This is a genomic window from Pseudomonas sp. CC6-YY-74 (assembly GCF_002025205.1).
Classification (GTDB): domain Bacteria; phylum Pseudomonadota; class Gammaproteobacteria; order Pseudomonadales; family Pseudomonadaceae; genus Aquipseudomonas; species Aquipseudomonas paeninsulae.
The window spans coordinates 4686619-4706495 of record NZ_CP019947.1 but is presented as its reverse complement, the minus strand read 5'-3'; the positions used below and the strand labels follow the sequence as shown (position 1 = coordinate 4706495).

The 19877-nt window shown below is 64.3% G+C and carries 18 protein-coding genes and 1 riboswitch; of the genes, 10 read left to right on the top strand and 8 right to left on the bottom strand.

Translation table 11 applies throughout. From position 1 onward, the window contains the following. The first annotated feature begins 235 nt into the window (after positions 1-235). Together B2D37_RS21450 and B2D37_RS23250 are read left to right on the top strand one after the other, a co-directional pair. Positions 236-991 (top strand): Fic family protein, encoded by a 756-nt coding sequence (locus B2D37_RS21450; RefSeq protein ID WP_256573115.1) that lies wholly within the window; start codon positions 236-238, stop codon positions 989-991. A 192-nt stretch (positions 992-1183) separates the two neighbouring features. After that, entirely contained in the window at positions 1184-1336 is a 153-nt protein-coding gene (locus B2D37_RS23250) for a hypothetical protein (protein WP_154067135.1), read from the top strand. On the opposite strand, the gene B2D37_RS21445 is transcribed toward B2D37_RS23250, so the two are convergent. Continuing rightward, entirely contained in the window at positions 1284-1580 is a 297-nt protein-coding gene (locus B2D37_RS21445; RefSeq protein ID WP_256573114.1) for a DUF2905 domain-containing protein, read from the bottom strand. The two genes, B2D37_RS23250 and B2D37_RS21445, sit on opposite strands and share 53 nt — an antisense overlap. Positions 1581-1676: 96 nt before the next feature. Then, positions 1677-1952, bottom strand: coding sequence for a hypothetical protein (locus B2D37_RS21440; protein ID WP_079204593.1), 276 nt, complete (start codon positions 1950-1952; stop codon positions 1677-1679). Positions 1953-2185: 233 nt separating this feature from the next. Here B2D37_RS21440 and B2D37_RS21430 point away from each other — a divergent pair, with 233 nt between their 5' ends. The 4 genes from B2D37_RS21430 to ispA all read left to right on the top strand — a co-directional run bounded on the left by B2D37_RS21430 (position 2186) and on the right by ispA (position 5539). Continuing rightward, entirely contained in the window at positions 2186-3346 is a 1161-nt protein-coding gene (locus B2D37_RS21430) for an EAL domain-containing protein (RefSeq protein WP_256573113.1), read from the top strand. 165 nt (positions 3347-3511) lie between these two features. Beyond that, on the top strand, positions 3512-4282 hold the full coding sequence (locus B2D37_RS21425) for a sulfite exporter TauE/SafE family protein (protein WP_079204590.1): 771 nt from the start codon (positions 3512-3514) through the stop codon (positions 4280-4282). Positions 4283-4412: 130 nt separating this feature from the next. Further along, positions 4413-4655: an exodeoxyribonuclease VII small subunit gene (locus B2D37_RS21420; protein ID WP_079204589.1), complete on the top strand. Its 243-nt coding sequence runs from the start codon at positions 4413-4415 to the stop codon at positions 4653-4655. Continuing rightward, positions 4652-5539, top strand: coding sequence for a (2E,6E)-farnesyl diphosphate synthase (gene ispA / locus B2D37_RS21415; protein WP_079204588.1), 888 nt, complete (start codon positions 4652-4654; stop codon positions 5537-5539). Before B2D37_RS21420 ends, ispA begins: the two co-directional genes overlap by 4 nt. A gap of 227 nt (positions 5540-5766) precedes the next feature. On the opposite strand, the gene B2D37_RS21410 is transcribed toward ispA, so the two are convergent. Continuing rightward, complete coding sequence (locus tag B2D37_RS21410; protein WP_079204587.1) at positions 5767-6687, bottom strand: LysR family transcriptional regulator; 921 nt, start codon at positions 6685-6687, stop codon at positions 5767-5769. 158 nt (positions 6688-6845) lie between these two features. On the opposite strand from B2D37_RS21410, the gene B2D37_RS21405 reads away from it, so the two are divergent. The 4 genes from B2D37_RS21405 (at position 6846) to B2D37_RS21390 (ending at position 16443) form a co-directional block, all read left to right on the top strand. Next, entirely contained in the window at positions 6846-8537 is a 1692-nt protein-coding gene (locus B2D37_RS21405; protein WP_079205062.1) for an AMP-binding protein, read from the top strand. A gap of 55 nt (positions 8538-8592) precedes the next feature. Beyond that, entirely contained in the window at positions 8593-11874 is a 3282-nt protein-coding gene (locus B2D37_RS21400) for a carboxyl transferase domain-containing protein (RefSeq protein ID WP_079204586.1), read from the top strand. Positions 11875-12186: 312 nt separating this feature from the next. Further along, positions 12187-14085 carry a 1-deoxy-D-xylulose-5-phosphate synthase gene (gene dxs, locus B2D37_RS21395; protein ID WP_079204585.1) on the top strand — a complete coding sequence of 633 codons (1899 nt, stop codon included), beginning with the start codon at positions 12187-12189 and terminating at the stop codon, positions 14083-14085. Positions 14086-14216: 131 nt separating this feature from the next. Then, positions 14217-14441: riboswitch (cobalamin riboswitch) on the top strand. Between the two features lie 100 nt (positions 14442-14541). Beyond that, positions 14542-16443, top strand: coding sequence for a TonB-dependent receptor (locus B2D37_RS21390; protein ID WP_079204584.1), 1902 nt, complete (start codon positions 14542-14544; stop codon positions 16441-16443). Positions 16444-16498: 55 nt separating this feature from the next. Here B2D37_RS21390 and B2D37_RS21385 read toward each other — a convergent pair whose 3' ends face one another. The 5 genes from B2D37_RS21385 to B2D37_RS21365 all read right to left on the bottom strand — a co-directional run bounded on the left by B2D37_RS21385 (position 16499) and on the right by B2D37_RS21365 (position 19873). Beyond that, positions 16499-17296, bottom strand: a complete 798-nt coding sequence (locus B2D37_RS21385) for a cobalamin-binding protein (protein WP_079204583.1) — start codon at positions 17294-17296, stop codon at positions 16499-16501. Next, entirely contained in the window at positions 17296-17712 is a 417-nt protein-coding gene (locus tag B2D37_RS21380; RefSeq protein ID WP_079204582.1) for an MFS transporter, read from the bottom strand. Before B2D37_RS21380 ends, B2D37_RS21385 begins: the two co-directional genes overlap by 1 nt. After that, positions 17709-18329 carry a GTP cyclohydrolase II gene (gene ribA / locus B2D37_RS21375; protein ID WP_079204581.1) on the bottom strand — a complete coding sequence of 207 codons (621 nt, stop codon included), beginning with the start codon at positions 18327-18329 and terminating at the stop codon, positions 17709-17711. Before ribA ends, B2D37_RS21380 begins: the two co-directional genes overlap by 4 nt. A gap of 153 nt (positions 18330-18482) precedes the next feature. Continuing rightward, positions 18483-19130, bottom strand: coding sequence for a TIGR02281 family clan AA aspartic protease (locus B2D37_RS21370; RefSeq protein ID WP_079204580.1), 648 nt, complete (start codon positions 19128-19130; stop codon positions 18483-18485). 17 nt (positions 19131-19147) lie between these two features. Further along, entirely contained in the window at positions 19148-19873 is a 726-nt protein-coding gene (locus B2D37_RS21365; protein WP_079204579.1) for an ABC transporter substrate-binding protein, read from the bottom strand. Between the last annotated feature and the right edge of the window lie 4 nt (positions 19874-19877).

Sequence of the window (19877 nt, the reverse complement as noted above, 5' to 3'; positions counted from 1 at the left end):
TAAAAAGTAGCCATTAAACGTGGATTTATGTCGAAAGGCTATTAATAACAATGGCACTATGCCACGCCGTTTTACCCGCGACTCAGACGTACTCGCCATCCCCTGTTTTGTTGCATTCTTGAATGCCGCCGGTACTGCACGATCACGCCGTTCACCCTCAGCCTGGGTTCGTGTGCACGCACCGTAAAGCGCGCCACAGGAGCAGCTAAAGCTGCATGACAACGAACGCTATTCAGTGCCGGGCAAGTTGCGCGCGGAGCCAGACAAACAGGTGCAGGTGGCTAACCATCTGGCGCCCGATGCGCGGGTGGTGGAGCACATGCTGGCGCTGCTGCAACAGCTGATGGGCCGTTACCCCGACCCGCGCACCCGGCTGATTACCGCCCTGGCCTATCACCATCGCCAGGCCTGGGTTCATCCGTTTATGGATGGCAATGGCCGGCTGGTACGACTGATTACCCATCTGCAACTGGTGTTTCTGGACCTGCGGCCTAACCTGTGGTCGCTGTCGCGAGGCCTGGCCCGGCGTCAGTCCGAGTACTACGCGATGATGGCCAATGCCGACCGGCCACGCGAAGGCGATCTTGACGGCCGCGGCCAGCTCTCGCTCAAGCACTACCTGGGCTTTATCCGTTTTATGCTGGACGCTTGTATCGATCAGATCGACTACATGACCGAGGCGGTTGATCCGGTAAACATGCGTGCGCGGGTCGAGCGGCTATTCAAAAACCATGAGCGGATAATCGCTGCCAAAGTCCGCCCCGGCTCGGCCCCGGCCGTGCATGCGCTGCTGAGCATGGCCGCGATGCCACGCGCGACCTTCAAGACCTTTCTCGGCCTGAACGAGCGCCTGGCGATTGAAGAGCTCAAGCGCCTGATCGCGCTGGGTATTGTGCTCAGCCCTACGCCCAAGTCACGGAAAGTGGAGCCTGGCCTGCCGGTGTGGTTTGCCCAGGCAATATTCCCCGATCTGCATCGCCGGTTTATATAGGTCGTGATCTGGGTGGGAGGGGCTTTAGCCGCGACGCTTTCAGCGCATTCAAGTCAATCGCGGCTAAAGCCCCTCCCACGCAAGCCTGACGTTGATCAGTGCCCTATAAACCTGGCAACAGCCGCTCCTTTGCCTTCTAATCCCGCGTCGGCAATGGTTACTATCCGGCCATGATGCCAAAAGGATATTGCCGTGAACGAAGCTGAAACCCGCGCCGAACTGATCGATCCGGCCTTGTGCGAAGCAGGTTGGGGCGTGGTCGAGGGCAGCCGTATCCAGCGGGAATTTTCGATTACCCACGAGCGTATCCAGGGTGCTGGCAAGCCGCCCGGCCGCTGCTGGTGACCCGCGACACCCAGTGCGGCACCCACCACAGGCCGCCAGTGGCGCGCAGCGCGACCATGAAGCCAGCTACCTGCGCCTGTGGCGAGCGCACTGAAGCGGCCGAGCCCAAGGGCCAGCGGCGGAACAGGTTGACCAGCAGGGTCAGAACGATGCTGAGAGTCGGCATCGAGGTCAGGGGAATCAACACCCGCCCGTGCCGGGACTCGATGTGGGTATCGCCCGGCGGGCGGCCAACCAGTGCCACAGCCAGGGCGCAAAATGCAGCAGCGCGGCCAGCAGCAACAGCGCTGCACCGAGGATCATCAAGCCGCGAGCCATGCCTGTCGCGCCCCCTCCGTGGTTAACCACTAGACCGGCCCGGCTCAGCCGGACTGCAGGTCATCAAGACCGGCCTGGTCAAGCAGTCGCGCAGAGGCTTGATGTCCTGCTTACTGTACACGTTGCGCTGGTGGTGCGGGCGGCGCAGGATGAACTCGTGTTGGTTCAACGGCACGCGAAAGCGCGCAGCGAGGATAGGCTCGAGCGTGGCGCCCAAGTGATGCAGCAGCGACTCGACTTCGCACCAGTGGATATTGCCGCACAACGGGTTCTGGAAAATCGAGTCAGCAGATGGCAATGCTCATGGCTCATGGCCCCGACTTCACCGCATCGACGATCCTAAGCCGGGTTAGGCTCCCCGCCTGACCTGTTGAATTGAAAGCCGTCAGCCTCCATGTGCCGGAAAATGCTGCCTGCAGCGAAATCTAGGAAGAGATTCATGATAACGATTGACCGGCCTACGCCAATGAGCCATTCATCATTGGACGTAAACTTGATATTTCCCTTGACTGGCCTGGACTCCAATCCCCCTTGCTGGATGAAATTCTTGCGGAGGCGCTGCATGTCGTGCGCTCCAATTTAAAGATGGAGGTTGCCTTCATCTCCACGTTCCAGAACGGATTGCGCGTATTTAGGCATACCGACGCACACCCTTATCCGACGCTGGTCTGTGTGGGGAACGCCGACCCACTGGAAGACAGCTATTGTCAGAGAATCGTCGATGGCCGCTTCCCGGAGCTGATTCAGGATACCGCTCAAGTACCCGAAGCCATGGCACTGCCAGTGACGCAAGCCCTGGGCATCGGCGCTTATATGGGTGTGCCCATCCATTTCAGCGACGGCTCACTGTACGGCACCTTTTGCTGCTTCAGCTCCCAACCCAATTACACGCTGAACGATAGCGATCTCTGCACCCTGCGCCTGTTTGCTGACTTTTCGGGACGCTTAATCGAAAAGCAGGTCCTCAGCACGAAACGCCACGACGAAATGAGGGCGCAGATAACCTCAGTGCTGAACAACAGGCTGATTAACATCGTCTACCAGCCCATCATCAACGTGGCTCAAGACAAGGTGGTGGGCTACGAAGCGCTCGCTCGCTTCCCCAGTGAACCGCAGCGCCCTCCTGATCTGTGGTTTGGCGAGGCGGCCGAAGTCGAGCTGGAGGTACAACTCGAGATTATGGCCATTGAAGAAGCGCTGAAAGGCCTCAAGCATTTTCCGGAAGAATCCTATATCTCGCTCAACGCCTCACCAAGCACCATCCTCTGCGGCGCCCTTGCTCACGCGCTGGTCGAGCAGCCTTTAACCAGACTGATGCTGGAGGTAACCGAGCACATATCGGTCGAGGACTACGGCTCGATTGCTATGGCCTTGGAACCACTACGGCGAAAAGGCATGCTGCTGGCGGTGGACGACGCGGGCGCCGGCTACGCCAGCTTCCGTCATATCCTTATGCTCAAGCCCGATGTGATCAAACTCGACAGAAGCCTGATCCAAAACATAACCAGCAACACCGACTATCGCGCCCTGGCGGGAGCGCTGATTCGCTTCGCCGAAGAGACGGGCAGCAAAGTGGTCGCCGAAGGCGTGGAAACCGAGGAAGAGCTCGCCTTGCTGCGCAGCCTGCGCGTCAACAACGTGCAGGGCTTTCTCTTGGGCCGGCCGATGCCGATGAGCCACTACGTCTTTTGACACGGCAAATCCATCGGCTCGCATGCCAACCTTTAGATCATTTACCTTAAGGAGCGATCGACGACGAAGTCGACTGCTGCACAGGCACTCAGCACGCTCCTCATCCGCTGGCTTGGTCGGCGCCAACGACCTGAGTATGCTGTCGTCTATTTGCGCGGCCCCTGAATGATCCCCACCGATATCCTCCTGCTGGTGCTTGCCGGTTTCGCCGCCGGCGGCATGAATGCCCTGGCCGGCGGCGGTACCTTTTTCTCCTTTCCAGCCTTGCTCGCGGCCGGTCTGCCGCCGGTCACGGCCAACGCCACCAATGCCGTGGCGCTGTGGCCCGCCAGCCTGGCCGGCGCCTGGGCGGCACGGGCATCGCTGCGCCCACTGGGCCGCTATCTGCTGCCGCTGCTGTTTGCTGGCTTATGTGGCGGCCTGCTCGGCGGCCTGTTGCTGCTGGCCGGCGGCGATGCTGTGTTCGCCAATCTGATCCCCTGGTTACTGCTCACCGCCACCGCGCTGTTCGCCGCCAGTCCCTGGCTCAGCCGCTGGCTGGCCGCACGCCGCGCCGAAGCCGCACAACCGCCGCACAGCAAGCTGTCACTCGCCGCGCATATCGGCGTGTCGATCTACGGCGGCTATTTCGGTGCCGGCATGGGCATCCTGCAACTGGCGGCATTCTCCATCGAAGGCCACCCGCTGGGCCGCGCCAATGCTCTGAAGAACCTGATCTCGGCGGTGATCTACAGCGTCGCCACCATCACCTTCGTGGTCGCCGGACGGGTCAGCTGGTACGAGCTGGTGATCCTGCTGGTCGGCGCGACATTCGGCGGCTATGCCGGCGGTGCCCTGGGCCAGCGCTTGCCGCCAGCGCTGCTGCGCGCCTTGGTTATCTTGGTGGGTAGCAGCATGACTATCTATTATTTCTGGGTGACCTATTTCTCCGGATGAGGGAGGGGGTGGATGCTGCCGCGGCCTGCCTCACCCTGTGCGACGACCGTCGATTTGCCCGTGCGGCGTGGCCTGCTAGTGTCGCGCCGGTTACAATGCCTACCCGAGCCACCGCCAGAGAATGCCCGCCATGGCCCGTAAAAAAGCCTCACTCGACTTCGAGCAATCCCTCACCGACTTGCAGAACCTGGTCGAGCGCCTGGAAAACGGCGAGCTGTCGCTGGAAGACTCGCTGACTGCCTTCGAGCAAGGCATTCGCCTGACCCGCGACTGTCAGACTGCCCTGGCTCAGGCCGAGCAGAAAGTGCAGATCCTCATGGAACGCGATGGCGAGTTGGAGGAAGCCCCCTTCGACGCGGAACGACAAGCATGATCGAGACCTACCAGGCGCAGTGCCAACGCCAGGTCGATGCGGCGCTGGAAAGTCTGCTCGAAACCCCGCACGGCCAATTGCAGCAGCTCTACCAGGCCATGCGTTACAGCGTATTCAACGGCGGTAAACGGGTGCGCCCGCTGCTGGTTTACGCCGCCTGCGAAGCCCTCGGCGGCGATCCTGAACAGGCCGATGGTGCGGCCTGCGCGGTCGAGCTGATCCACGCTTACTCGCTGGTACACGATGATTTGCCGGCGATGGATGACGACGACCTGCGCCGTGGCCAGCCGACCACCCATAAAGCATTCAACGAGGCCGTGGCCATCCTCGCCGGCGATGGCTTGCAGAGCCTGGCCTTCGAAGTGCTCGCCGATGCCCAACGCAATCCACAGAGCGCCGAACTGCGCCTGGCCATGATCAGCCGCCTGGCCCAGGCGGCTGGCCCTGCGGGGATGGTCGGTGGCCAGGCCATCGACCTCGGCTCGGTCGGCCAGAAACTCGATCAAACGGCGCTGGAAATCATGCACCGGCACAAGACCGGCGCCCTGATCGAAGCCAGCGTGCACCTAGGCGCCCTGGCCAGCGCCCGCGCCGACCAGCGCACGCTCACGGCCCTGCATAGCTATGCGCGGGCCATCGGCCTGGCATTCCAGGTGCAAGACGACATCCTCGACGTGGAAAGCGACACCGCCACCCTGGGCAAGACTCAGGGCAAGGACCAGGCCCACAATAAGCCGACCTACCCGGCGCTGCTCGGCCTCGACGCAGCCAAGGCCTACGCCCTGGAATTGCGCGATCAGGCGCTGCATGCCCTGCGCCCCTTCGGCTACCCCGCCGAACCGCTGCGCGAACTGGCCCGCTATATCGTCGAACGCCAGCACTAGAGCAACTGACGCCCTTGTCGCCCGGATGCAGTCCGGGGAACTCCAGTGCCGACCAGCGCTCCCGGATTGCGCTGGGCTACGGTTTTTGGGCGTTTCGTAGGAGCGGCCCATGGCCGCGATAGGGCATGCCTGCAAAAAGCATCGCGGGCATGGCAACTAGGCGTCCCCCCGCGCCTACGAAGAGGGCGAGCGAACGCCCACCTTAATCGGATACAGCAGTCACCCGATCAAAACCGCTGCCGCGCCAACTCCAGCAATTGCCCGCGCAGCCATTGGCTGCCCGCCTCGTTCTCGGCCTGGCGCGACCAATACAGGTTGAGGGTCACCGGCGGCAGCTGCAGGGGCATCGCCAGCAAGCGGTTGCCCAACCCAGCGTTGATCAACTCGGCATAGCGCCTGGGCATGGTCAGCAGCCAGTCGTTTTCGGCCACCAGCAGCGCCGCGGTCAAATAATGCTGACAGCGCTGGCGCACCTGGCGGACCAGGCCCAAATGGCCGAGGGCCAGGTCTTCGACGCAGATGCCACGGCGCCGCGAAGTAACCGCCACATGCTCGGCGGCCAGGTAGCGCTCGGCGCTCAGCTCGCCGCCGAAGGCCGGCCCGGCGACCACGCACAGCGGGTCCTGCAGCAGCAGTTGCTGACGCAGCTCGGCATCGGTGGGCCGGGCAATTTCCACCGCCAGGTCGACTCGGCCGATCGCCAGCTCGCGCCGCAACTCGGCCCAATGCAGGCTGCCGCTGCGCAGCTCCACCTGCGGCGCCAGCCGTTGCAGATGGCCGAGCACGGCCGGCAGCACCAGCGGCTCCATCTGCTCCGGCATGTTCAGGGTGAAGCTGCGCCTGTCGCATCGCGGGTCGAACAGCCGCCCGCGGGTCACGCTGTGGCGCAGGCCGCTCAGCGCATCCTGAATCCCCGGGGCCAGCTGCTCGGCCAGGGCCGTCGGTGCCACCCCGCGGCCCTCGCGGACGAACAGCGGATCGCCCAGTTGCTCGCGCAGGCGCGCCAGGGCATGGCTGACCGCCGACTGGCTGAGGTGCAGCCCCAGCGCCGCACGGGTCAGATTGCGCTCGCGGTAGACCGCCTCGAACACGCGAAACAGGTTGAGGTCGAGGCGTTCCAGGGCTGGCCATTCATGCGTTTTATTCATGGTTATTAGCGCACTCTTCGAATCACCTGGAGCCTAGCAGCGCCAAACCTTGAAGCAACCATGCATAGCATTCATGGATGGCGATGCATAAGCATCAGTTCTGCCCGGCGGCGCAGCCACCTAAGATGCCCGCAGACAAAAACAACAGGGGCACCGCCATGACCGAAGAGGCCTACCTCGAACAGCTGGCCGCACTGCAAGCCGCCGCCTGGCCGGCCGGCACACCGCGCGAGCCGCACTACCCGCATGGCCAGCAGCCGTTGTCCGAGTACCTGCGCGCCTGGGCCCGGTTGCAGCCCGAGGCGCCGGCCCTGGACTTCTACGGAATGCGCCTGAGTTATGCCGAGCTGGACCAGCAGTCCGACCGCTGCGCCGCGCTGCTAGTGGAGCTGGGGATCGAACCGGGTGACCGGGTGGCGGTGTTTATGCCCAACTGCCCGCAGCTGCATATCGCCTTCTACGCCATCCTCAAGTGCGGCGCGGTCTATGCGCCGGTCAGCCCGCTGAGCAAGGCCCTGGAGCTGGGCTACCAGCTCAAGGACAGCGGCGCGCGCATGATTCTCTGCTTCGACCAACTATTGCCGGTGGTGCGGGCAGTGCGCGAGGACTGCCAGCTTGCCCATGTGCTGGCGACCAGCCTGTCCGAGTTGTGCCCGGCTGAGCCGAGCATCCCGGTGCCCGATTTGCTGCTGGCGCCTAAGGTCATGGCTGAGGACTTCATCGACTTCTACCCGGCGCTCGCCGCCTGCAAGACGCCAACGCCAGCGCACCGTCCGCAGCTGGCCGACATCGCCGCGCTCAACTACACCGGCGGCACCACCGGCCTGCCCAAGGGCTGCGTGCATAGCCATGGCGATATGCTCTACACCTGCGCCAGCTTCCTCGCGGTAGCCCTGCGATTGCACCCGGGCAGCGTGCTGCTGAACTTCCTCCCGGAATTCTGGATCGCCGGGGAGAACGCCGGCCTGCTGTTCCCGGTGTTCAGCGGCTGCCAGCTGGTGCTGCTGGCGCGCTGGGACGCCCCGGCCTTCATGGCGGCGGTCGAACACTACCGGGTCAGCCACTGCGGCCTGCTGGTGGACAACGCTGCCGAGGTGCTGGAGCACCCGCAGGTCGGCGACTTCGATTTCAGTTCGTTGCAGCAGACCGGCAGCATCTCCTTTATCAAGAAGCTCACCACCGAGTACCGCAGCCAGTGGCGTGCGCTGACCGGCACCACATTGTTCGAATTCAGCTTCGGCATGACCGAGAGCCACACCTGCGACACCTTCACCGCCGGCCTGCAGGACGATGACTTCGACCTCAAGAGCGCGCCGACCTTCGTCGGCCTGCCGGTACCGGGCACCCAGTTCAAAGTCTGCGACTTCGCCACCGGTGAACTGCTGCCGCTCGGTGGCGAAGGCGAGCTGTGCCTGCGCAGCCCGTCGCTGCTCAAGGGTTACTGGAATCGTCCGGAAGAATCCGCCGCCGCCCTGCAAGACGGCTGGTTGCACAGCGGCGACCTCGGCCAGATCAGCGCGCAGGGCTTTATCCGCTACCTCGGCCGACGCAAGGAAATGCTCAAGGTCAATGGCATGAGCGTATTTCCCAGCGAGCTGGAGGCGTTGCTCGGCCAGCACCCGGCGATCCTCGCCAGCGCCGTACTCGGCCGCAGCGATGAACACAGCGGCCAGCGCCCGGTGGCCTTCGTGGTACTCAAACCCGGCAGCGACGCCAGCGCAGACAGCCTGCAGGCCTGGTGCCGCGAGGCCATGGCGGTTTACAAGGTGCCGCAGATCCGCCTGCTCGACAGCCTGCCGCTGACCGCCACCGGCAAGGTGAAAAAGAACGAGCTGGAAGCCCTGCTCTAGCCCCTTCGCCCCAATCAACCCAACAGGTGCGCACGGCGCACCCTCCGGAGCCGCCATGCCCTTTGCCGCCCTGCTGATCGCCAACCGCGGCGAGATCGCCATCCGTATCGCCCGCGCCGCCGCCGAACTGGGCATCCGCTCGGTGGCGGTGTACGCCGAGGACGACGGCGCCTCCCTGCATCTGCGCAAGGCCGACAGCGCGGTCGCCCTCAAGGGCCGTGGTGTGCCGGCCTATCTGGATATGGACCAGTTGATCACTATCGCCCAGGAACAAGGCTGCGAGGCGATCCATCCCGGTTACGGTTTTCTCGCCGAGAACGCCGAGTTTGCTCGCCGCTGCCAGGCCGCCGGCCTGTGCTTTATCGGCCCCAGTGCCGAGGTGCTGGAACTGTTCGGCGACAAGGCCGCCGCGCGCGCGCTGGCCGAGCGCTGCGAGGTGCCGCTGGTGTCTGGCCTTAACCGCGCCGTGACCCTGGACGAGGCCCGCGACTTCCTGCGCAGCCTCGGCGACGGCGCCGCGGTGATGCTCAAGGCCCTGGCCGGTGGCGGCGGACGCGGCATGCGCCCGGTGTTCGCGGCAGCCGAGCTGGACGCAGCCTTCGCCCGCTGCCAGTCGGAAGCGCGCGCGGCCTTCGGCAGTGACGCGCTGTATGTCGAGCAGCTGGTGCGCGATGCCCGGCATATCGAGATCCAGGTGCTGGGCGACCACACCGGCGCGGTCAGCCATCTGTGGGAGCGCGATTGCAGCCTGCAACGGCGCCAGCAAAAACTGCTGGAGATCGCCCCCAGCGCGGATTTGCCTGCCGCTACCCGCGAGCGGATGATCGCCGCCGCGCTGAAACTGGCCGGCGCGGCGCGGTACCAGGGCCTGGGCACCTTCGAGTTCCTCCTGGATAACCAGCAGCCCGAGCGCTTCTACTTTATGGAGGCCAACCCGCGCATCCAGGTCGAGCACACGGTGACCGAGCAGGTCACCGGCATCGACCTGCTGCAGACCCAACTCAGGCTGGCCGCCGGGCATAGCCTGGAGCAACTGCATCTACTGCAGCCGCCGCCGATCAATGGCTGCGCCGTGCAACTGCGGATCAACCTCGAGAGCATGAACGCCGACGGCAGCACCCGGCCGGCCAGCGGCACCCTGACGGCCTACGAACCGCCCAGCGGTCCCGGCCTGCGCGTCGATGGTTACGGCTACGCCGGCTACCCGGTCAGCCCCAGCTACGATTCGCTGCTGGCCAAGCTGATCGCCCATGCCCCGGACTACCCGAGCGCACTGCGCCGCGCCTACCGCGCGCTCTGCGAGTTCCGCCTGGAGGGCGTGGCGAGCAACCTGCACCTGTTGCAGAACCTGCTGCGCTTGCCAGAAGTCGCTGCCAATCGAGTCAGCACGCGCTTCGTCGAAAGCCAGCTGGAGCGATTGCTCGCGCCACAACAGCAGGCCCATCCGCACCTGTTCTTTGCCGGCAGCCAGGCGGCGGCCGGTGCGGTGCAACAGGCGCTCGATGCACCGCCCGGCTGCCTGCCCTTGCACGCGCCCAGCAGCGGCGTGCTGGTGTGCCTGGAGGTGGCCGCAGGCGACGCCGTGGCGGTCGGCCAGAGCATCGCCGTGCTGGAGGCGATGAAGATGGAGTTCGTGGTCAAGGCCAGCCACAGCGGCATCGTTCGCGCCCTCGCCGTGCAGCCCGGCAGTGCGGTCGGCGAAGGCCAACCGCTGCTGTTTATCGAACCGGCCGAGGTCGCTGCGGCGCACAGCCACAGCGAGCAAAGCCTGGATCTCGAGCATATCCGCGCTGATCTGGCCGAAGTGCTCGAACGCCACGCCATCACCCGCGACGAACGCCGCCCGCAAGCCGTGGCCAAGCGGCGCAAGACCGGGCAACGGACGGTGCGCGAGAACCTCGCCGACTTGCTCGACGCCGGCAGCTTCAGCGAGTACGGCGCCCTGGCCCTGGCCGCCCAACGGCGCCGGCGCTCGCTGGAGGAACTGATCGAGCAGAGTCCGGCCGACGGCCTGGTCAGCGGGATCGGCACGGTCAACGCCGAGTTGTTCGGCAGCCAGGCCGCGCGCTGTATGGCCATCGCCTACGACTACACGGTGTTCGCCGGCACCCAGGGGGTGATGAACCACAAGAAGACCGACCGCATGCTCGGCCTCGCCGAGCAATGGCGCCTGCCTTTGGTGTTATTCGCCGAGGGTGGCGGCGGCCGGCCCGGCGACAGCGATTTCGTCGGCGTCGCCGGCCTCGACTGCCACACCTTCGTCGGCATGGCCAAATTGTCCGGGCTGGTGCCGCTGGTCGGGGTGGTCTCCGGGCGCTGCTTTGCCGGTAATGCGGCGCTGCTCGGCTGCTGCGATGTGATCATCGCCACCGCCAACGCGACCATCGGCATGGCCGGCCCGGCGATGATCGAGGGCGGCGGCCTGGGTAGCTTCAAGCCCGAAGAGGTCGGCCCGGTCTCGGTGCAGGGACCGAACGGGGTGATCGATGTGCAGGTGGCCGACGAGGCTGAAGCGGTGCGGGTGGCCAAGCAGTACCTGAGCTACTTCCAGGGCGCGCTGCCTGACTGGCAGTGCGCCGATCAACGCGAGCTGCGCCAGCTGATCCCGGAAAACCGCCTGCGCGTCTACGACATCCGCCAGGTCATCGCCACCCTGGCCGACGCCGGCTCGGTGCTGGAACTGCGCCGGCTGTTCGCCCCCGGACTGATCACCGCCTTTATCCGCATCGAAGGCCGGCCCTTCGGCCTGCTCGCCAACAACCCCGCGCACCTGGGCGGCGCCATCGATGCGCTGGCCGGCGACAAGGCCGCGCGCTTCATGCAGCTGTGCGACGCCTTCGATATCCCCATGCTGTCGCTGTGCGATACACCCGGCTTTATGGTCGGTCCGGAGGCGGAGAAACAGGCCACGGTGCGCCATGTGTCGCGCATGTTCGTCGCCGCCGCCAGCCTGACGGTGCCGTTGTTTACCGTGGTCTTGCGCAAAGGCTACGGCCTCGGCGCCCAGGCCATGGCCGCCGGCAGCTTCCACTCGCCGCTGTTCACCATCGCCTGGCCCAGCGCCGAGTTCGGCGCCATGGGCCTGGAGGGCGCGGTACGCCTGGGTTTTGCCAAGGAACTGGCGGCTGTGGCGGAGCCTGACGCGCGCCAACAGCTGTTCGACAAGCTGGTGGCCAAGGCCTACCAGAGCGGCAAGGGCATCAATATGGCCAGCTTTCTGGAAATAGATGCCGTGATAGACCCGGTCGAAACCCGTGCCTGGCTGGTGCGCGGGCTGAATGCCGTGCCCAAGCCAGCTGCGCGCGCGGGCAAGAAGCGCTCTGTCGATAGTTGGTAAGACGCCCTGCCTAGCAGCCTGTCGGACTTAACACTGCCCTACTGCGGAAAAGCCGGATTTGATCATTTTTTGCGCGCTTTCTCGTTAAATAGAGCGACTATTCGCCTCAAAAGCGCGCAAAAACTGCTGCAAACCGGTCTTCCCCTCGCTACGGACGGTCAAGTCCGACAGGCTGCTAGCCCGGATGTAAGCCGAGCTAGGCACTGTGCAGCGCATCGGGCCATGCTTTTGCAGGAGCCCGCAGCTTGTTTGGGCAGTTCCCGGCGCTTCGGGTAAACTGCCGCATCTTTTACACCTATAACGATCAGCCTGATGCCGACGACCTTCCACGAGATTCCGCGCGAACGCCCACTGACGCCCCTGCTCGACCGCGCTAATACGCCGGATAAGCTGCGCCGTCTGGGCGAAGCCGAGCTGGAAACCCTGGCCGACGAACTGCGCCAGTACCTGCTCTACACGGTCGGCCAGACCGGCGGGCATTTCGGCGCGGGCCTTGGGGTGATCGAACTGACCGTCGCCCTGCATTACGTCTTCGACACCCCGGACGACCGTCTGGTGTGGGATGTCGGCCATCAGGCCTATCCGCACAAGATCCTCACCGGCCGCCGCGAACGCATGGCCAGCCTGCGGCAGAAAGACGGTATCGCCGCCTTCCCGCGCCGCGCCGAGAGCGAGTACGACACCTTCGGCGTCGGCCACTCCAGCACCAGCATCAGCGCCGCCCTCGGCATGGCCATCGCCGCACGCCTGCAAGGCAGCAAGCGCAAGAGCGTGGCAGTGATCGGCGACGGCGCGCTGACCGCCGGCATGGCGTTCGAGGCGCTCAATCACGCCTCAGACATCAGCGCCAACATGCTGGTGATCCTCAATGACAACGACATGTCGATCTCGCAGAATGTCGGCGGCCTGTCCAACTACCTGGCCAAGATCCTCTCCAGCCGCACCTACGCGAGCATGCGCGAGGGCAGCAAGAAGATCCTCTCGCGCCTGCCCGGCGCCTGGGAGATCGCGCGCAAGACCGAGGAACACGCCAAAGGCATGCTGGTCCCCGGCACCTTGTTCGAGGAACTGGGCTGGAACTATATCGGCCCGATCGACGGCCACGACCTGCCGACCCTGCTCGCCACCCTGCGCAATATGCGCGACCTGGAAGGCCCGCAGTTCCTCCATGTGGTGACCAAGAAGGGCAAGGGCTTCGCCCCGGCCGAAGCCGACCCGATCGGTTACCACGCGATCACCAAGCTGGACCCGATCAACGCCCCGGCCGCCGCCCCGAAGAAAGTGGGCGGCCCCAAGTATTCCAGCGTGTTCGGCCAGTGGCTGTGCGACATGGCCGCCGAGGACCGACGCCTGGTCGGCATCACCCCGGCGATGAAGGAAGGCTCGGACCTGGTGGCCTTCAGCGAGCGCTACCCCGAGCGCTATTTCGACGTCGCGATCGCCGAACAGCACGCCGTGACCCTGGCCGCTGGCATGGCCTGCGACGGCGCCAAACCGGTGGTAGCGATCTACTCGACCTTTTTGCAGCGCGCCTACGACCAGTTGATCCACGACGTCGCCGTGCAGCACCTCGACGTGCTGTTCGCCATCGACCGCGCCGGCCTGGTCGGCGAAGACGGCCCGACCCACGCCGGCAGTTTCGACCTGGCCTACCTGCGCTGCATCCCCGGCATGCTGGTGATGACCCCCAGCGACGAAAACGAACTGCGCCACATGCTCACCACCGGCTACCTGTTCGACGGCCCGGCGGCAGTGCGCTACCCGCGCGGCGGCGGCCCGAACGCGCCCATCGAAACAGCGCTTGAACCCCTGCCGATCGGCAAGGGCGTCATTCGCCGCACGGGCCAACGCGTGGCCCTGCTGGTGTTCGGTGTGCAACTGGCCGAAGCGCTCAAGGTCGGCGAAACCCTGGACGCCACGGTGATCGACATGCGCTTCGTCAAACCGCTGGACGAAGCCCTGATCCGTGAACTGGCCGCCAACCACGAGCTGCTGGTGAGCATCGAGGAGAACAGCATCATGGGCGGCGCCGGCAGTGCGGTCAGCGAATTCCTCGCCCGTGAGAACATCCTCAAGTCGATGCTCCACCTGGGCCTACCGGACTACTACGTCGAACATGCCAAGCCGGCGCAGATGCTCGCCGAGTGCGGCCTCGACCAAGCCGGTATCGAGGAGGCGGTGCGTCAACGCCTGGCGAGCCTCTCGACCTGATCGCAAGCGTGGCGTGGCGCGGGCGGTGGGCTGCAACCCACCGTGCAGACTTTGCCGCATAAAGGGCCGCAGCCACGCTCCCTGTCCTAGCGCATGAATTGCTTTAGCCGCTGCGTACGTTTATGGTGCGCGGCGTTTTACTTGTCCGAGGTCGCCGACAGCCGCAAGGCCCAGGCGTGAAAAGGGAAGCAGGTGCGTAGCCGTCGATTCGACTGCCGCAATGCCTGCGCTGCCCCCGCAACGGTAACCGACAGCGCTCACGCGCACGCTTTCTCGATACGCCACTGGGTTCGCCTGGGAAGGCGGGAAAGTGCCAGTCGGCAGCCCGGAGACCTGCCTCGGCGTGAAGTGACTGGTGTTGCGGAGGGCATCACCGTCAAGCGCTGGCTATCGCCTCCTCGCCCGGTGCTTGTCCCTGCCCTCCTCAAAAGTTTTCTGTCTTTTGAGGTTTTACCGATGAAATTGTCCCGAATTGCCCTGGCTGTAGCGCTGCTGCCGCTGGCTGCTCATGCCGAACCTGCCGAGCCCTATCAGGCTCAGCCCATGGTCATTAGCCGCGGCACACCGCTGCAAGCCCCAACTCCGGCGAGCATCAGGGTCATCGAGCGCAAACAGATCGAAGCCAGCGCTGCAAGCTCGCTGATCGAGGTGTTGCGCGGCCAGGCCGGTATACAAGTCCGCGACGCCATTGGCGACGGCAGCCGCGCCACCTTCAGCCTGCGTGGCTTTGGCGAGAACGCGGTGAACAACACCCTGATTCTGGTGGATGGCCGCCGCCTCAACCAACCCACTCAGGCAGGTGCCGACCTCAGCAGCGTGCCCCTGGCCAATATCGAGCGCATTGAGATCATTCGCGGCGCGGGCACAGTGTTGTACGGCGACCAGGCGGTTGGCGGGGTGATCAACATCGTCACGCGCACCCCACGCAGCAATGGCGGTTATCTGGAAGCCAGTCGCGGCAGCCATGACCTGGAAGCCCTGCGCGGCCATGTCTATCAGCAGCTCGGGGCGGGCTTCTCCACCTACCTGAGCGGCGAGTCGCGTACTGCCGACAACTACCGCGACCATAACAACGCCAGCTACAGCAACGCCTTCGCCCGCCTGCGTTATGAGCATGACAGCGGCCACGCGCTGTACGAATACCAGACGGTGGACGATGAGCTGCTCTTCCCCAACGCCCTGTCCCTCACGCAGAGTCGCCAGGACCGCAAACAGAGTAATTCCAGCGACTGGAACGACCGCAAGACCCAGGTACAGCGCTTCGCCATCGAGCAACGCCTGGACGATATCTGGACCGCTGACTTCGACTACAGCCTCAGCGATCAGGACGGAGTGGGGAGTTTATTTGGCAGCTCCTTCGATCAGGACACCCGCACCAAAAGCTACAGCCCACGCATCACCGCACGCTTCGATGACAGCCTGGGTGATGCCGAATGGCTACTGGGCCACGATCATATTACTGGCGATTCGCAGGCCTCCTGGGGTACCGATTTCCACCAGACTCAGCGCGACTGGTACAGCCAGCTGAGCCAGGGCCTTGGTCGCGACGTCACCCTCACTGTCGGTTACCGCAGCAGCGAAGCGGACGACCGCAACAAGGCCGCTGGCAAGACCCACCGCGACCGTGAAGACAGCACCAGCATTGGCCTGAACTGGCAAGCCAGCCAACAGATCCGCACATTTTTCAAGCGCGAGGATGTGCTGCGCTGGGCCAATGTGGACGACAACGGATTTGTTCTGCCTCAGGTCGCGTTCCTCAAACCACAGACCGGTGTTTCCTGGGAGAGTGGGGTCGAGTGGCAGGACAATATTCAGCGCTATCAGCTGACGGTCTATCGCCTCGACCTGCAAGATGAGCTGCTGTATGACCCACTGATCGCCAACCCTTCAAGCTGGAGCGGCGTAGGTGCGAATATCAACCTGGACAAGACCCGCCGCGAAGGCCTGATGCTCGAAGGCCAGCGCCAGTTGAGTGAGCGCCTGAGCCTGGGCGGCCAATACAGCTTTACCGATGCGGAGTACCGCGCCGGCAGCGCCAAGGGCAATGAGGTGCCGGGGGTGGCTCGCCACAGCGCCAGCATCCAGCTGGGCTACCGCCTGCTTCCAGGCCTGAATACGCAACTGGAGGCGGTGTACACCGGCGCGCAGTACCTTTCCGGTGACGACGCCCACAGCCAGCCGCGCGAAGGCGGTTACACCCTGCTCAATGCCGCGCTGGTCTATGACTACCGCCAGTTCACCGGCAAGCTGCGGGTGAACAACCTGACCGGCAAGCAGCACAACGTATATGCCAACCTCTACGGCCGCTACCCGGCGGCGGAAGAGCAAGTGCAGCTGAGTGCTGGCTACCGTTTCTAAGCCACCACCAGCAACGACCAGACCCCGCAATTGCGGGGTCTGGTCGTTCAGGCCGCTAGTGCGCCCTGGCTAACTTCTCGCACAAGCGCTCTATCGCCCCTAGCATCTGGAAGCTCGGCCGTTCCAGGCCGGTATCCGGCACCAACCATAACTGCTTACGCGCAACTGCCGGCACACCAGGCCAGATGTGCCAGGCATCCAGCTGGCGTTGCTGGCTGGCCAGAATCACCTCAGGATTACCCTGCAACACCGCTTCCACGCTGACCTGCGGCGCGGGCAAGTCGAGATCGACAAAGATATTCTCAGCGCCGCACACCCCCAGGGCATCGCTGATGATCTGCTGCCCGCCGATGGTGTACAGCGGCACATCCCATACCTGGTAGAACAGGCGCAACGGCCGCTCACGCCGGTAGTGCTGGCTCAGCCTGGCCAGCCCCTGACTGAACTGCCGACTCAGGCGCTGGCCCTGTTCGGCGCGACCGATTCGCGCGCCGATCTCGGCAAATTGCTCGGCTAAGTCGGCCAACTTGTGCGGCTCGGTGATCAGCAGCGGGATGCCGAAACGCGCCAGCTGCTGGCGCTGGGCACTGCTGATGCTGTCCGGCCACAACAGGATCAGATCGGGTTGCAGCTTGAGCAGGCTTTCCATTTCCAGTTGCCCATACCGCCCCACCGAGGGCAGATGGGCCAGCGCCACCGGCCGCTCGCCGCCGTCCAGCACGCCGACCAGCAAATCGGTAGCATCCAGCTCCACGACGATTTCACTCAGGGAGGGCGCCAGGCTGACCACCCGCTCGACCGCGCTCACCGGCCAGGCCAGCAACGCGAGCAAACAGGCGCAAAGACGGCGCATCAGCCGAGCTGACGGGGAATGCGGTAGAGGTAGAACAGGACGGCGCTGGACAGCGCCAGGAGGATCAGCGGAATCGCCTCCAGCCCGGCAAACACCGCGATGGCGGCAATCCAGGCCGGTAAGCCGGCACCAAGCAGGGCCAGCCGGCGCCGCGCGGCCAAGGCCAACCAGGCGGCAGGCTCTTCTGGGCTGTCGAGGGCTTTTTCGGTGGCGATCAACGCGTGCTTGTAGGCATGGAACAGCGGCAGGCTGACGAACATCGAAGCCAGGCCGGCGATGAACATCGGCATGCTCAGCACACCGACGTGCTGATCCGCACCGAACAGCAGGTTAAGCACAAACAGCGGCGCCAGAACCACCGCCAGCTGCCACCACCAGGCAAGCGCCAGGCGACGGCGCACATTGGCGCGGGTCACAGGCTTTCTTCGACCTCGCCCTGATGCAGGCTGCCGAGCATGTGCCCGAGCTTGCCGGCCTTGGTCGCCAGGTACTTCTTGTTGTGCGGGTTATGCTCGATCTGCAGCGGTACGCGAGTGGCCACGTTGATGCCCATATCGCCCAGCGCCTTGACCTTGCGCGGGTTGTTGGTCATCAACTTGAGAGCTTTGATGTGCAGGTGTTCGAGCATCGGCAGGCAGATCACGTATTCACGCTGATCGGCACCAAAACCGAGGAGTTCGTTGGCCTCAACCGTATCGGCGCCGCCATCCTGCAGCTCATAGGCGCGGATCTTGTTCAGCAGGCCAATGCCTCGGCCCTCCTGACGCAGATAGAGCAGGACGCCACGCCCTTCGGCGGCAATTGCACGCATCGCGGCTTCGAGCTGGAAGCCGCAGTCACAGCGCAGGCTGAACAGCGCATCGCCAGTCAGGCACTCGGAATGCAGGCGCCCCAGCACCGGCTCGCCATCGGCGACATCGCCAAAGGTCAGCGCGACATGCTCCTTGCCCGTGGCCGTTTCGAGAAAACCATGCATGGTAAACACCCCGAACGGGGTAGGCAGCTGGGAGGCGGCGACGAATACGACGGACACCGGATGCTCCTAAATAGATAAGGGCTGGAAATTTGCGAGGGCGCATTGTAACAGCAGCCCCCGCTGGCGGGTCAGCCTGAATTACCGATGATAAGCATCGGATAAACCGCAAGCTGCAAGCCAGGCCGGGCCGCCTGGATGTTCATGTGCAGCTTAGAGCTTGGACTCCAGCACCAGCAGGTCCTGCTCCACTCGCCAGCCGACCCGACTGAGGAAGCTCATGCCGAGCAACGCTTCGGTGGGCGAGCCACCCTCCAGCACCACCGCCTCGACGCCCAGCACTTCCAGAGTGCCGACCTTGACGCTGTTGAGGTTGACCCGCCAGCCGCGCACGGTGCCGCTGGCAGTACTGACCTGCAGTGGCCGACCGACCACGCGGTAGTCGATGCCCAGGCGGCGAGCGTGTCCATCGTTGAGGGCGACTGAGGTGGCACCGGTATCGACCAGGAACTGCATCGGCTGGCCGTCCACCGAACCGGCGACCCAATAATGCCCGCCAATGCCTTTGGCAATGCTTAGCTGACGCGTGCTCGGCTCGGCAAAACCATCACTGTATTCACGACTCAGGCCATAGGCACGCTCCACGCCATCGACGCGCAACACGGCACCGCGACTGTCGGCACTGACCACCACCACCCCACCGGGCCCGGTCTGGCCGGCTTTCACCAGTTTGCGCTGACCGTCGACATTGAGCACCGCGGCGCCGGGAAACAGGCCGACCACCAGCACCCGGGGCGCCGCCCAGCTCGACCCGCAGGCCAGCAGCAGCGCCGCGACAGTCAACAATTTCAGTCCACGCATCAGACTCTCACATTCGGTTAATCGAAGGGATAGGGTTGCTGCCAGCGCTCGAACAGTGGCCGCAAGCTGTGTGATTCGACCAGCTGCTCCATGCGTCGATCGTACAACTGGGCCAACGCCCGACCACGCGGATTATCGGCAAACCCCAGATACAGCGGCAAACGGGTCAGCTCGGTAATCCGGTAGCGCGCCGGGTCGCTGGCGGCAGCGAGCACCTCGTCGACCTCATCGCGCGCATCGATATAAAAATCCGTACGGCCAAGATTCAGCATATTGAGAATATCGCTTTGTCGTTGGACGTCCCGGTAGCGCGTCAAATTCGGCAGATAACGCTGATATTCATAGCCACGCATCCACACCAGGCGGAACTCGCCGAGCGTCACCAAGGTTGGCACCGGCTGTTCGATCAATCCCAGCGCACTGATTTGGTCGGTATCGTAATGCCAGCGCGGGTACAGCACGCCCTCGTCCACCTCATTGTGATAGGAACCGATCCAGGCATCGGCCTCGCCGCGCTGCACCAGGCCAATCGAGCGGGTATAAGGCACGCTCTGGATCACCAGTTTGATACCTTCCGGCTCGAACACCTGGCGCAGAATATCCCACGCCAGGCCTGTACCGTCGGCATGGGTATGATCCTTCCAGACGTCGCTGGCCAGGCGAATATCCTGAGGCAGAACCGACTCGGCATAAGCCACGGAACAATTCAACACGGCCAGCAATGTCGCCAGCCCCCAGCCCATGATC

What these genes read in the sequence shown, in the direction of transcription:
- B2D37_RS21405 (WP_079205062.1), top strand. Translation starts at nt 6,846, where the DNA reads ATGACCGAAGAGGCCTACCTCGAACAGCTGGCCGCACTGCAAGCCGCC.
- ispA (WP_079204588.1), top strand. Translation starts at nt 4,652, where the DNA reads ATGATCGAGACCTACCAGGCGCAGTGCCAACGCCAGGTCGATGCGGCG.
- B2D37_RS21400 (WP_079204586.1), top strand. Translation starts at nt 8,593, where the DNA reads ATGCCCTTTGCCGCCCTGCTGATCGCCAACCGCGGCGAGATCGCCATC.
- dxs (WP_079204585.1), top strand. Translation starts at nt 12,187, where the DNA reads ATGCCGACGACCTTCCACGAGATTCCGCGCGAACGCCCACTGACGCCC.
- B2D37_RS21385 (WP_079204583.1), bottom strand. Translation starts at nt 17,296, where the DNA reads ATGCGCCGTCTTTGCGCCTGTTTGCTCGCGTTGCTGGCCTGGCCGGTG.
- B2D37_RS21420 (WP_079204589.1), top strand. Translation starts at nt 4,413, where the DNA reads ATGGCCCGTAAAAAAGCCTCACTCGACTTCGAGCAATCCCTCACCGAC.
- B2D37_RS21370 (WP_079204580.1), bottom strand. Translation starts at nt 19,130, where the DNA reads ATGCGTGGACTGAAATTGTTGACTGTCGCGGCGCTGCTGCTGGCCTGC.
- B2D37_RS21410 (WP_079204587.1), bottom strand. Translation starts at nt 6,687, where the DNA reads ATGAATAAAACGCATGAATGGCCAGCCCTGGAACGCCTCGACCTCAAC.
- B2D37_RS21390 (WP_079204584.1), top strand. Translation starts at nt 14,542, where the DNA reads ATGAAATTGTCCCGAATTGCCCTGGCTGTAGCGCTGCTGCCGCTGGCT.
- B2D37_RS21425 (WP_079204590.1), top strand. Translation starts at nt 3,512, where the DNA reads ATGATCCCCACCGATATCCTCCTGCTGGTGCTTGCCGGTTTCGCCGCC.
- B2D37_RS21365 (WP_079204579.1), bottom strand. Translation starts at nt 19,873, where the DNA reads ATGGGCTGGGGGCTGGCGACATTGCTGGCCGTGTTGAATTGTTCCGTG.